Source organism: Roseibium sp. TrichSKD4 (assembly GCF_000148725.1).
In the GTDB taxonomy this organism is placed as follows: Bacteria; Pseudomonadota; Alphaproteobacteria; order Rhizobiales; family Stappiaceae; genus Roseibium.
In genome coordinates, this window is the sequence record NZ_GL476320.1 from 216283 (window position 1) to 227636 (window position 11354).

At 56.5% G+C, this 11354-nt stretch carries 10 protein-coding genes and 1 pseudogene; 6 read left to right on the top strand and 5 right to left on the bottom strand.

What is annotated here, in order from left to right; translation table 11 throughout:
• Positions 1-4 precede the first annotated feature (4 nt).
• From TRICHSKD4_RS21615 to TRICHSKD4_RS21625, 3 genes are read right to left on the bottom strand one after another with little or no spacing between them, the layout of a single operon-like run.
• A complete protein-coding gene (locus TRICHSKD4_RS21615) occupies positions 5-565 on the bottom strand; it encodes a DUF1254 domain-containing protein (protein WP_009469104.1) in 561 nt (186 codons plus the stop codon).
• Positions 562-1236, bottom strand: coding sequence for a DUF1214 domain-containing protein (locus TRICHSKD4_RS21620; protein ID WP_009469105.1), 675 nt, complete (start codon positions 1234-1236; stop codon positions 562-564). Before TRICHSKD4_RS21620 ends, TRICHSKD4_RS21615 begins: the two co-directional genes overlap by 4 nt.
• Positions 1233-3410, bottom strand: a complete 2178-nt coding sequence (locus TRICHSKD4_RS21625; RefSeq protein ID WP_009469106.1) for a transglycosylase domain-containing protein — start codon at positions 3408-3410, stop codon at positions 1233-1235. The genes TRICHSKD4_RS21620 and TRICHSKD4_RS21625 overlap by 4 nt, the downstream gene beginning before the upstream one ends.
• A gap of 262 nt (positions 3411-3672) precedes the next feature.
• Between TRICHSKD4_RS21625 and TRICHSKD4_RS21630 the strand changes: the two genes are divergently transcribed.
• Positions 3673-4158 (top strand): YcgN family cysteine cluster protein, encoded by a 486-nt coding sequence (locus TRICHSKD4_RS21630; RefSeq protein WP_009469108.1) that lies wholly within the window; start codon positions 3673-3675, stop codon positions 4156-4158.
• On the opposite strand, the gene TRICHSKD4_RS21635 is transcribed toward TRICHSKD4_RS21630, so the two are convergent.
• Complete coding sequence (locus tag TRICHSKD4_RS21635) at positions 4148-4369, bottom strand: hypothetical protein (protein ID WP_009469109.1); 222 nt, start codon at positions 4367-4369, stop codon at positions 4148-4150. The genes TRICHSKD4_RS21630 and TRICHSKD4_RS21635 overlap by 11 nt on opposite strands.
• A gap of 191 nt (positions 4370-4560) precedes the next feature.
• Positions 4561-5220, bottom strand: coding sequence for a TetR/AcrR family transcriptional regulator (locus tag TRICHSKD4_RS21640; protein WP_009469110.1), 660 nt, complete (start codon positions 5218-5220; stop codon positions 4561-4563).
• A gap of 234 nt (positions 5221-5454) precedes the next feature.
• Here TRICHSKD4_RS21640 and istA point away from each other — a divergent pair, with 234 nt between their 5' ends.
• The 5 genes and pseudogenes from istA to TRICHSKD4_RS28525 all read left to right on the top strand — a co-directional run.
• Positions 5455-6984: an IS21 family transposase gene (gene istA, locus TRICHSKD4_RS21645; protein WP_139052042.1), complete on the top strand. Its 1530-nt coding sequence runs from the start codon at positions 5455-5457 to the stop codon at positions 6982-6984.
• The gene (gene istB, locus TRICHSKD4_RS21650) at positions 6974-7765 is read left to right on the top strand and encodes an IS21-like element helper ATPase IstB (protein WP_009465782.1); all 792 of its coding nucleotides are present in this window, start codon (positions 6974-6976) and stop codon (positions 7763-7765) included. The genes istA and istB overlap by 11 nt, the downstream gene beginning before the upstream one ends.
• 59 nt (positions 7766-7824) lie before the next feature.
• On the top strand, positions 7825-8034 hold the full coding sequence (locus TRICHSKD4_RS21655; RefSeq protein ID WP_139052249.1) for a hypothetical protein: 210 nt from the start codon (positions 7825-7827) through the stop codon (positions 8032-8034).
• Between the two features lie 356 nt (positions 8035-8390).
• Positions 8391-10043 (top strand): annotated as a pseudogene (locus tag TRICHSKD4_RS32440) (glycoside hydrolase TIM-barrel-like domain-containing protein); the annotation flags it as partial.
• Positions 10044-10196: 153 nt separating this feature from the next.
• Positions 10197-11354: phage tail protein (locus tag TRICHSKD4_RS28525; RefSeq protein WP_247642856.1), on the top strand; the 1158-nt coding region annotated here is incomplete at its 3' end.

The following is an 11354-nucleotide window of genomic DNA, read 5'->3' on the forward strand; positions in this document are numbered from 1 at the left end:
ATAACTAATTGAGTAAATCGCAAGCAGCGTTTTGCAGGGCGGCTTTGGTGTCTGCCAGTTCTGTCGGGTGGGAGACAAAAGCGCGCAAAATGGCAAAGCCCTCCTGCTTCTCGGTTTCAATGACAATCAGGTCTTCGAGGTCTTCGGGCGGGTTTTCCCGCAAGATTGAAAGCTGGGCAGGGGACAGAAGTAGCATGGACAGGGTTTCAGATCCCGCAGTCCGATTGTTTAGGCTGTAGATGATCTGCCCTGTCACATCAAAAAGACCAATGGACCAGAACGGCACGGGCAGGCTGGCCGTAAACTGGACCGGGCCTTCCTCGATCTGGAACCGGCAAACCGCATGCGTCATGGCAGGATCAAGGGCGGGAAGGGGTTCTTGACCGGGCAGGACTTCGCTCAAAATGTTGAATTGGAAGTCAGCTCCGAAATCGGCTGTCTTTGCATAGGCGCTGTGCGTAACGTTCTTCGGGATCGAAAGAATAACCAGAATGTGGACGATGCCTGCAATGGCGAGGGTTGCCAGAATACCAACGGTCCAGCTCATGCTTTTCGATAGGGTCATTGGCAAAACACCCTTGAAATCTCGGGCATTGTCGCACCGCTGAGAGCTGCGCCCGTGGTGACCGGCGCATCATAAAGACGAAGGGTCAGGATCATCCCGTCTGAGCTGCGAGCGTATCGCGGCAAGGGTAGCCAATTGCCGGGGTAAGGGCTTGCAGAGGCGGTGATGTCGAAACTGCCGTCTTCCCGTCTCAGCAAGCCGGAGCTGGTAACGAAGGTGCGTCCGGCCAATGTCTTCTGAAGTTTTCCATTTTCGTTTGTTGCCGACAAGGTCCAGAACCGGGCCGTCGGTGTCTGACCCGACACAGAATAGGTGCAAGTCGGATCGAGCCGCCGTCCTTCACTATCTTTATGGGCGGTAAGCATCAGCCCTTCACCGGAAGCAAGGGGAATCAAGGCACCTCGGGTATAGATTGCTACCGAATAAGGATCGGCTTCCGAAGTTCCAGCCTCCGGATAAGCCTCCCACGGCCCAATCGTCAAAGGCAGCAGCGGACGCTCGCGTTCAATCAGGAGGAAAGCGCTCACAATTCCGATCAGAGAGCCGAATATGAGAGTGATTACAACGGTCAGAACGGACCGCAGGGGGGCAGGGCGCGAACTTTGTAGAACGCGGGGAAGATCAGAGCGGTAAAGGTTCTCTTCACCGGTTGGTTGCCACTGCTGGTTCATTCGACGCGCGCCACAGTGTCCCCGTTTTGAACGGAGGCTTCAACGGAGGGCATAATGGCCTTCAGATTGGAGCCGATGCCTTGTAGAACGCCAAGGGCTCTCTTGTTCAAGATGCGCGGTTGCTGGATGCTCTCGGTCTGCCGAGTTGCCTTGGCCAATTGTGGACGGCGCAGAGTGGAAGGATCAATACCCGGTAAGGCCGTCAATTCAATGCCGTTATGGGCGTAGGCCATGAACTTTTGCCAGGTCATCGCCGGAAGGTTGCCGCCGGTCAGTCGGCGTGTCGGCAGGAAGTTGTCATTGCCATACCAGACAGCGGCCACAAAGTTCCCCGTATAACCGACGAACCATGCATCGCGGTAAGCATTGGTGGTGCCGGTCTTGCCAGCAGCGACCGTGTTTTCAAGGCGGGCACGACGTCCGGTTCCCGCTTCCACGACGTTCACCAGAATGTCGTTCATTTCCTCCACCTTATCGGCAGGCAAGACGCGCTGCGCAATGGGGGCACTTTCATCGCGCCGGTAAAGCGTGTCGCCGTTGCTGTTCTTCACTTCTACAATGGCATAGGGCTCGGCCCGCATCCCGCCATTTGCAAAAGTCGAGTAAGAGGCGGCCATATCAATGACGGTGACCTCAGAAGAGCCGATGGGCAGCGAGACAGAATTTTGAAGCTCGTGGGTGATCCCCATTTTGTAAGAGGTCTCGAGGATCTTGTCGCGCCCGATGGCCTGTGACAGCCGCACCGGAATGGTGTTGATCGATTTTGTAAGCGCCAGTTTCAGGCTCACAGGTCCACGGTAGCTGCGGTTGTAGTTTTTCGGAGACCAGTTGCCGATGCTGATCGGGCGATCAGGAACAATGCTGTCCTTGGAATAACCGTTCATGAACGCTGTCATGTAGACGAACGGCTTGAAGGTTGAGCCGGGCTGGCGAAGGGCATTTGTCGCGCGGTTAAACTGGCTGTTGCCGTAGGACGAGCCGCCAACCATGGCCACGACAGCGCCGTCCGGAACCATCGCAACCAGCGCGGCTTCGCTGACGTCTCGAGCCTTGCCATTGTCGCGCAAGGTTGTTTCCACGGCAAAGTCTGCCTGTTTTTGCAGCGCCGGATCAAAGGTGGTGCGCACGGTCAGAATGCGGTCATTGGCAAGCGTTCGCGTTTCTCTGGCCAGCTTCTTCACTTCTTCCAGCGCCCAGTCGAGATAATATTCCGGTAAGCGTTCTTGCGAGCGATCAACGGCAATGGCCGGATTGCGCCGAGCGCCGATCACCTGGCCTTCCGTCAACAGTCCGGCCTGAACCATGTTGGTCAGAACTTCATTGGCGCGGGCACGCGCTGCTGGCAGGTTCACATGCGGCGCGTATTTGGTGGGAGCCTTGTAGAGCCCGGCCAGCATCGCACTTTCCGCAAGAGACAGCTCACGGATGTTTTTGTTGAAGTAAAACTCGGCCGCAGCTGTGACGCCAAACACACCGCCGCCCATATAAGCCCGGTCGAGATAAAGCTTCAGGATTTCCTGCTTGGTGAGATTGGCTTCCAGCCAGAGCGCAAGATAGGCTTCCTTGATTTTCCTGCCCAAAGTGCGCTCATTCGTCAAAAAGAGGTTCTTGGCCAACTGCTGGGTGAGCGACGAGCCACCTTGCACGACGCCGCCCGCGCGCGCGTTTTCCACCATGGCGCGGAACGTGCCCATGAAGTCGATGCCGAAATGATAGAAAAAGCGCCGATCCTCTGTGGCAAGCGTTGCCTTGATCAGAGAATCCGGAATTTCATTCAGCGGCACACTGTCGTTCAAGACAATTCCGCGCTTGCCGATTTCATTGCCGAACCGGTCGAGAAATGTCACCGCAAATTCGTCAGTTGTCTTCCAGTCTGCTGTTCGGGTGGCCTCAAAGGCCGGCTGCGCGAAGGCAAGAACGACGATTAGACCGGCAAGGCCGTAGGTCAGGCCATCAGAAGAAAGTTCCGCCATCCAACGCCAGAACCCGCGCGCTCTGAACCTGCGCAAGAACGTGTCATAGCCGTCCCAAAGCCGCTTGATCCCTGTACCAATGGTCCAAAGCGCGGTGTCGACCCAAGCGTCAAACGCCAGCAGGTAGTGGCGGAATTTCCGCTCCGGGCGAACCTGCGAAACTGCCGATTGTTTTTCGCCGTCAGGTGTGTCCTGGGTCACGTTGCGAGCAGACCTTTTCAAGGATCGTCAGGGTTGCAATCAAAATAGCGGCTGGCGCGCCAAAAGAGAACCGGAACCTATCGGAAAATTTGACCAATCGGCAGAAATCACCGGTTGTGCTGCATGACTTTAAAGATTTCGGAGGGTGTTCGCTGAAAAAGCTGCCGATTGTCAGGTGGTTCCGAGCATGATAGGCGGCAAGACGAGATGAAATGTCATGACAAGTGACATCTTCAAAATCCTCTGAAAGGTTCGTGATCCCGTGCCCAATGCCACACCGCCGCAAAGCGGCGAACCCTTCTGGAAGACAACATCCTTAGACGACATGTCCCAAGCGCAATGGGAATCTCTGTGCGACGGATGCGCCAGATGCTGTTTGAACAAGCTGGAAGACTGGGATACGGGCCAGATCGTCTGGACGGACGTGCGATGCACGTTGCTCGATGGCGAAAGTTGCCGCTGCAAGGATTATGAAAACCGCGCAGCGACCGTGCCGGATTGTATCCACCTGACCCCGTCGGAAGTTCGCACCTTGAGCTGGTTGCCGCCAACCTGCGCCTATCGGCTGGTGCAGGAAGGGCGAGACCTTTACTGGTGGCATCCGCTCCTATCAGGCGATCCGGACACTGTCCATCAGGCAGGAGTTTCGGTCGAAAACCGAACAGTCTCAGAAGACGGAATGGCACTCGAGGATTACGAGCACCATGTGGTTTTCTGGCCGGGCGAGGATATAGAATCTAACCAGTAATACCGAACTGGTCGTTGGCCTTGCAGAAGATTTTCACATACTCGCCGTCATGGACCATGCCCGATGACGCGGCATAGCGTTGACCATTGATCATGCAAAAAGCGAGCTGGTGTTGGCCGGGGGCAACCATCCAGTTGAGGGCCGTTTCCTTGTTGCATTCAGGCACGGCGACTGTGGACAAGCACACGGCGACATAAGCTGTAAAGAGCATGGTTCGATTCCTTGATGGGGCCAAATCTGTGTTTTTGTTGGCGTAACCTGATCATTCTTCGTCAGGCTGTCCCATGATTTCACAGGCTTTACAGGGAGTCGATACTGTAAGTTGTATCGTCGTCAGCTTATGTGTTGTAGGTGGCAAGTAAGTCAAATTGAATGTGAATTGTTTAAGGTTTGTTAAGTCTTTTATGGGGAGGGTGCAGCAACGAGGAAAGCCTCGGCATGACGCCGCAGTCGTTCTTCAATTGTATGCATGTCTTCTATTTGGTGAGATTGCCACAAAATCGCGCCGTGGCACATGAATGCAATCAACCCGTCGACCATTTCTTGCGGATCCCGGTCCCGTCTGAGAGGGGGAGACAGATCTGGCGAGGATTGCCACTTTTCCAAAAAGGTCACCAGATGCCTGTCGAGCACATCCAGTTGCTCGACAAACTCTGGGGCGCAGTTGCCTTTGGTGGCGCCGATATTCTCCATGAAAATGCGCAGCATCACTGGTGTGTGGGTGATCACTTCAACCAGTTTCATCATGCGCGATGCCAAAACCGAAAGTGGATCTGAGGCACAAGCGGCCGCGAACATGTCATCCTTGTCGGTCTCAAGGCGCAGGGCTGTCAAACGGTCCAGAAGCACATAGGAATAAAGCCCGTCCATATCCCCGAAATGGGCAAAAACCGTGCCTTTGGCGACACCAGCTGCGGCCGCAATTTCCTCCGCCGTGATATCTTCCAGCTGCCTTTCCGAGGCAAGTTTCTGCGTGGTCTCAAGAATGCGAGACCGCGTGAGAAGGGTGCGCGCCTGCGGCTTGCGCTGGGGTGTCTTTTCCGGATCGGACATTGCCGACATAAGAGCTCCAAAAATTGACCGTGGTCAATAATTGATATTCCAAAGTTTGGAGCGTTTTCATGTCACGAAAAATACTGGTGCTGGATGGGCATCCGGCAAAGGACAGCTTTTGCGGTGCGCTTGTTGATTTTCACTGAGAACTGACCCGGTGGCCCCATAAATTGTCACTGAGAACTGACCCATGTGAACACACTACCCCGACGTTTTTGGCTCGGGGGATATGGAGTGATCGACATGGGATTTTTGAGTGTCATTCGACGCTGGGCATTGCGTGACAAAATGCCAATCAGAGAGATTTCCCGTCGCACGGGTTTATCTCGCAACACGGTGAAGAAGTATCTGCGCGAGGGCATTGTTGAGCCGAAGTTCAAAACCCCGCCGCGACCAACCAAACTTGATCCGTATGCGGACCGTTTGTCTTCTTGGTTTGTGGCCCAGACGCGCAAGTCGCGCAAAGAGCGTCGAACCGTCAAACAGATGCACGTGGATCTGGTGCAGTTAGGGTATGATGGCTCCTATGAACGTGTGGCGGCCTTTGTCCGTGCGTGGCGTGCGGACCGGCAGCGGGCGGAACAGACGACAGGGCGCGGCACATTTGTGCCTCTGATCTTCCAGCCCGGCGAAGCTTTCCAGTTTGATTGGAGTGAAGACTGGGCCAATATTGGCGGCGAGCGACTGAAGCTTCAGGTCGCGCATATCAAGTTGTCACACAGTCGGGCGTTTTTGGTCCGGGCTTACCTGCTGCAAACGCACGAGATGCTGTTTGACGCCCATTGGCACGCGTTCCGCGTGTTTGGCGGCGTTCCTGGCCGAGGGATCTATGACAATATGAAGACAGCGGTTGATCGCGTCGGCAAAGGCAAGCAGCGGGACATCAACGTCCGTTTCAAGGCGATGGCTAGCCACTACGTCTTTGAGCCTGAGTTCTGCAATCCGGCTTCAGGTTGGGAGAAAGGCCAGGTCGAGAAGAACGTCCAGGACGCGCGCAATCGGCTTTGGCAGGTCATGCCCGTCCTTGCAGATCTGGCTGAACTGAACCAATGGCTTGAAGATCGGTGCATCGCCCTTTGGGCGGAGACGCCGCACAAAGCCTTGCCGGGGTCTCTCGCCGATGTGTGGAAAGCTGAGAAGCCAATGCTGATGGCTCTGCCGCCGGCCTTCGATGGATTTATCGAACATAGCAAGCGAGTGTCTCCCACATGCCTGATCACATTCGAACGCAACAGGTATAGCGTGCCCGCCAGCTTTGCGAACCGCCGTGTCAGCCTGCATGTCTACCCTGACCGACTGGTCGTTGTGGCCGAAGGGCAAACAGTTTGTGAACATGCACGGCTCATTGATCGGTCCTGCCGCAAATCAGGCAAGGTTGTTTATGACTGGCGGCACTATCTTGCTGTCATTCAGCGCAAACCTGGCGCCCTTCGCAATGGCGCGCCCTTCACCGAGATGCCGGAAGCCTTCCAACGGCTGCAGGAACGCATGTTACGCAAGGAGGGGGGTGACAGGGAAATGGTCGACATCCTCTCATTGGTTCTGCAGCATAACGAAGAGGACGTGTTACGCGCCGTGGACAAGGCGCTGGAAGCGGGTGTGCCAACCAAGACGCATATCCTGAACCTTCTACACCGGTTGATCGACCGTAAGCCGACGGAACATCCAGAAGTCGACCCACCGGACGCCTTGGCATTGCAAACCACGCCCGAGGCAAATCTAAATCGTTACGATGGCCTGAGACAGGCTGGGGAGAAGCGCCATGCGTCATGACCCAGCCGGAGCCTCTATCGTCATCATGCTGCGCAGCCTCAAGCTCTATGGCATGGCAAATGCCGTCGAAGACCTGGTCGCCCAAGGTGCCCCAGCCTTTGAAGCCGCGACCCCGATGTTATCACAGCTGCTCAAGGCTGAAATGGCGGAACGAGAGGTTCGATCCATCGCTTACCACACAAAGGTCGCCCGCTTCCCTGCATACAAAGACCTCACCGGCTTTGATTTTGCGTCCAGTGAAATTAACGAAGCGAAAGTCCGGCAGTTACACCGGTGTGAGTTCATCGAAAACACCGAGAATGTCGTTCTGATCGGTGGGCCCGGCACGGGCAAAAGCCACACCGCCACAGCAATCGGCGTTCAGGCGATCGAACACCACAGGCGCAAGGTTCGGTTCTTCTCAACAGTGGAGCTGGTCAATGCACTGGAGCAAGAAAAAGCGATTGGCAAGGCTGGGAAAATCGCTGATATGCTGACCAAAGTCGACTTGGTCATCCTGGATGAGCTCGGTTACCTGCCGTTCAGTTCATCAGGTGGGGCGCTGCTCTTTCACCTGCTCAGCAAGCTCTACGAGCGCACAAGCGTCATCATCACAACCAACCGTAGCTTCTCAGAATGGGCGCAGGTCTTCACAGATGCAAAGATGACCACCGCTCTCTTAGACCGCCTCACGCACCGCTGCCACATCTTGGAAACAGGCAACGACAGCTACCGCTTCAAAGCCAGTTCCAAGGATACAAAGAAAACTAGAAAGGAGACCCCAACATTGACCGCGTCATAGACCACGACGCATAACTAAAGGTGGGTCAATTCTCGGTGAAAATACCGGGTCAGTTCTCAGTGAAAATCAACAATCTCGCGGGCGATATTCTGGTTTTTCGATGGAAGGATGGGTCGCCCGCCAAACATGCGGGCATCCTCGCTTCATCCACCAGCCTCATTCACACCTATGACCGCATTGGCGTTGTCGAAACACCGCTTGTACCCGCCTGGAAACGGCGGGTTGCTGCCGTTTTCTCGTTTCCCGGAGGTTCCCCATGGCAACATTGATTTTGGCCGCCGCCGGTGCATTGGCCGGGGGGCTGGTTGACCAATCCTTGTTCGGCTCGACCCGGACGATTGAAGGCGCGCGGCTGAAGGATCTGGACGTTCAGGCCTCCACCGAAGGGGCAAGCTTGCCAAAGGTCTATGGCCGGGTGCGCCTGTCCGGGCAGGTGATCTGGTCTTCCCGCTTTGAAGAAGTGGTGAGCGAGGAACGCCACGGCGGCAAGGGCGGCGGGCCGAATGTCAAGGTGAAGTCCTATTCCTACTTCGCCAATTTCGCCGTTGCCATTTGCGAGGGCCCGATTGTCCGGGTCGGGCGCGTTTGGGCAGATGGCAAGGAAATCGATGCCTCAAGTCTGCCCATGCGCATCTATCTTGGTGTTGATGATCAATTGCCAGACCCGCTGGTGTCGGCTTTGCAAGGCACGGCTCCGGCCTATCGAGGCACAGCCTATGTGGTGTTTGAGCGTCTGCCGCTGGAAGAGTTTGGCAACCGCTTGCCGCAGCTTTCCTTTGAGGTAATCCGGCCTGTCGATCATCTGGAAAATCTGGTGCAGGCCGTCACGATTATTCCCGGCGCGGGCGAGTTCGTCTATGCGCCTCATCAGGTGACCAGTCAGCCGCGCCCCGGTGTGACGGAAAGCGTGAATACGCATGTCAGTGGAGCGAACTCCGACTGGCAAGCCTCGATTGATGAATTGCAGGCCCTGTGCCCAAATCTGAAACGTGTTGCTCTGGTGGTGGCGTGGTTTGGGGATGATTTGCGTGCAGGCCAGCGTTCCATCAAGCCCAAGGTGGAGGTGGCGGACAAAACCACATCAGGCGCGACTTGGTCTGTCTCAGGTGTCAGTCGTGAGCAGGCAGAGTTAGTCTCCCGGCTAGAGGGGCGCCCAGCCTATGGCGGCACACCTTCAGATGACACGGTTATTGCGGCCATCAAAGACTTGAAGGTACGCGGCCTTGAGGTGATGCTTATTCCCTTCGTCCTGATGGATATTGCCCCCGGCAATGGGCTTGCCGACCCTTACGGAGCAAACGAGCAAGCACCGTTTCCCTGGCGTGGGCGCATCGTGTCAGCCGCAGACCCTATGGCTGTGGCAGCATCCTTTTTTGGAAGTATTTCAGCAGCGAACTTTTCTGTTTCTGCCGGTTCTGTTGCATATTCTGGGCCTGATAGTTGGGGTTTCCGACGGCACATTTTGCACTGCGCAGCGCTGTGCAAAGCTGCTGGCGGGGTTGAAGCGTTCCTGATCGGTACGGAAATGCGTGGGCTGAGCAGAGCCCATGCGGGTGGTGGCCTTTATCCCTTCGTTGATCAGTGGGTCAGCCTTGCGAGCGAGGCAAGGCAGGTGCTGGGACCCGCAACCAAACTGTCTTACGCTGCGGATTGGTCGGAATATGGCGCGCATCCCATCTCGGATCAGGAACTGCGGTTTCCGCTCGACAAACTTTGGGCGGCCCCGGAGATCGATTTTGTCGGGATCGACAATTACCTGCCGATTGCAGACCAACGGGACGCGGGTGATCCGGACGGAAACCGTGATCCCTATGATGTGGAAACCCTGCACAGCCAAATCGAGCGCGGCGAATATCATGACTGGTATTACGCCACGGACGCCGACCGTGAGGTCGGACACCGGACGCCCATTACGGATGGAGCCGCAGGCAAACCGTGGGTTTACCGCACAAAGGACATTCGTTCATGGTGGGAAAATCAGCATTTTGAGCGCGTTGCGGGAAGCGAGTTGGCAAGCCCGACACTTTGGGTGCCCGGTTCAAAACCCATCCGGTTTACCGAACTGGGCGTTCCGGCCATTGATCGCGGTGCCAATCAGCCCAATGTGTTTGTCGATCCGAAATCCTCCGAAAATGCCGTGCCGCATTTTTCGTGCGGGATACGCGATGACCTCATTCAGCGCCGGGCCCTGGAGGCTCACTTAAGTTATTAGGGGGCAGGGCATCCGCTCCATTTGCCAGCCGTGCAACCGGTGTCGCTACAATACGGCGGGCCGATGGTGGAGCCGAACGGCATCTATCTCTGGACATGGGACGCCCGGCCATATCCAGCCTTTCCGCGTTACGGCGATGTGTGGGCCGATGGTGCCAACTGGGCGCTGGGCCATTGGCTGACAGGGCGTCTGGGCGCGTCCGGATTGACGGCTGTGGTCATGAAAATCCTGGAAGACTTCGGATTATCGGCTGCCGACTTCCCGGTGCATGACTTGAAGGGCTCGATTGATGGTCTTGCTATTCCAGCTCCGGTTTCCGCACAGCAGGTTCTGGAGCCGCTTCTCAACGCCTATGGCGGATTGGCGGCTGATCTGGGGACGCAGGTCGTGTTCAAGGACAGCGACGGGCCGATCGTTCAAAGTCTTGAGGCGAAGTCTCTGGCAGAACCGGCCGCAGACGAAGCGATCCTGTCACGCACGCGGGCACAAGCCAATGAATTGCCCCATGAGGTGAGGGTCGGTGCAAGTGATCCGGTGACGGATTTCCGAACGCGGATTGCCGGGTCTCGCCGCCTTGAAGGCGGCAGCCGAACCATAGAGAGCCTTGATCTGAATGCGGTGCTCAAACCTGAGGACGCTCAAGTGCTCGCCGAGCGCCGTCTGCACCGCATCTGGCAGGAGCGCGAACGGGTGCAATTTGCCCTCGGGCCGGGGGACTTGGCCGTTGATGTAGGCGATACTGTTGAGATCAAGAGCACTCCGACGGAAGAGTTCGACCCGCCGCTAAAGCTCCGAATTCTGTCCGTGGAGGAAACAGATCGTCGGAAAATAGAAGGCGTGGTTCTGGGAAGCGGCGCGCCTGCAATGCTGAAAAGCGGTGCCGCTGATATCGTGCCGTTTCGCTCGCGGGTTCTGGGGCCGCCTGTCTTTGAGGTTCTGGACCTGCCCATGCTCAGTGAAGAAGATGCGGCGCACGCGCCCCGGCTTGCGGTCTTTGCCGAGCCGTGGCCGGGTGGCTACGCGCTTGAGCGAACGGCCGGGACGACTGGATATCAGCCGGTTACAACATTGGAAAGCCCAGCCACCATGGGGGTGCTTACGCAGCCATTGGAAGCTGGCCCCCTGTGGATTTGGGATGAAGGGCAGGTTCTGGACATTGAGTTTTTCTCCGGGCACCCAAGTTCAAGATCTGTACAAGAGGTGCTGGCGGGAGCAAATGCGCTTGCCGTCAAAACCCGCACCAGCGGCTATGAAGTCTTGCAGTTTCAAAACGCTGAATTGCTTGGTCCGCGACACTATCGCCTGAGTCGATTGTTACGCGGGCAAAGGGGCACCGAAGAGGAAACGGCAGCGGGCGCTGATGCCGGTGCAAGCGTT

Coding starts and splice junctions, on each gene's coding strand:
- TRICHSKD4_RS21635 (WP_009469109.1), bottom strand. CDS start 4,369: ATGCTCTTTACAGCTTATGTCGCCGTGTGCTTGTCCACAGTCGCCGTG.
- TRICHSKD4_RS21640 (WP_009469110.1), bottom strand. CDS start 5,220: ATGTCGGCAATGTCCGATCCGGAAAAGACACCCCAGCGCAAGCCGCAG.
- istA (WP_139052042.1), top strand. CDS start 5,455: ATGGGATTTTTGAGTGTCATTCGACGCTGGGCATTGCGTGACAAAATG.
- TRICHSKD4_RS21620 (WP_009469105.1), bottom strand. CDS start 1,236: ATGAACCAGCAGTGGCAACCAACCGGTGAAGAGAACCTTTACCGCTCT.
- istB (WP_009465782.1), top strand. CDS start 6,974: ATGCGTCATGACCCAGCCGGAGCCTCTATCGTCATCATGCTGCGCAGC.
- TRICHSKD4_RS21615 (WP_009469104.1), bottom strand. CDS start 565: ATGACCCTATCGAAAAGCATGAGCTGGACCGTTGGTATTCTGGCAACC.